Below are 841 nucleotides of genomic sequence, written 5' to 3' on the forward strand. Positions count from 1 at the left end.
CTAGGGTCAGGACCCATTGATGTGGGAGGCGCGATCTGATTCAGGCTCCGTGAGGAGAGAGTGGATGAGCGACCTGTACTGGCTGACGGATGAGCAGATGGCGCGTCTGCAACCGTTCTTTCCCAAGAGCCATGGCAAGCCTCGGGTCGATGATCGGCGGGTGCTCAGCGGCATCATTTTCGTCAATCGCAACGGGCTACGCTGGTGTGATGCACCGAAGGACTATGGGCCGCACAAGACGCTCTACAATCGCTGGAAGCGGTGGAGCGAGAGGGGTATTTTCCTGCGAATGATGGAAGGTCTCGCGGCAGCGGAGGCCGTGCCGAAGACCGTCATGATCGACGCGACCTACCTGAAGGCACACCGCACGGCATCGAGTCTGCGGGTAAAAAAGGGGATCTCGGCCGTCTGATCGGCCGCACGAAAGGCGGCATGAACACCAAACTGCACGCCGTCAGCGATGCGGACGGGCGGCCCTTGAGCTTCTTCATGACCGCCGGGCAGGTCAGCGACTACACCGGCGCGGCAGCCTTGCTCGACGATCTGCCGAAAGCACAGTGGCTGCTTGGCGACCGTGGTTATGATGCCGATTGGTTCAGAGACGCCCTGGAAGCCAAAGGCATCCAGCCCTGCATCCCGGGCCGCAGATCGCGCAACGAGCCGGTCAGATACGACAAGCGCCGCTACCGGCGCCGCAGCCGCATCGAGATCATGTTCGGCCGTCTGAAGGATTGGCGCCGCGTCGCAACTCGCTACGACCGCTGCCCAACCGTCTTCTTCTCTGCCGTCGCCCTCGCGGCCACCGTCATCTTCTGGCTATGACCAATGAGTCCTGACCCTA

General features: G+C 62.0%; 1 protein-coding gene. It reads left to right on the plus strand.

Annotated elements, in window-relative coordinates; translation table 11 throughout:
- Positions 1-64: 64 nt before the first annotated feature.
- Positions 65-822, plus strand: a protein-coding gene (locus IQ292_RS17545; RefSeq protein ID WP_096614366.1) for an IS5 family transposase whose coding sequence is annotated in 2 segments (ribosomal slippage) — positions 65-386 and positions 386-822 — 759 coding nt in all. Because the reading frame shifts where the segments join, the coding sequence is not laid out codon by codon here.
- Positions 823-841 lie beyond the last annotated feature (19 nt).

The sequence above is a fragment of the Sphingomonas beigongshangi genome (assembly GCF_016820445.1).
GTDB classification, from domain to species: Bacteria; Pseudomonadota; Alphaproteobacteria; order Sphingomonadales; family Sphingomonadaceae; genus Sphingomonas; species Sphingomonas beigongshangi.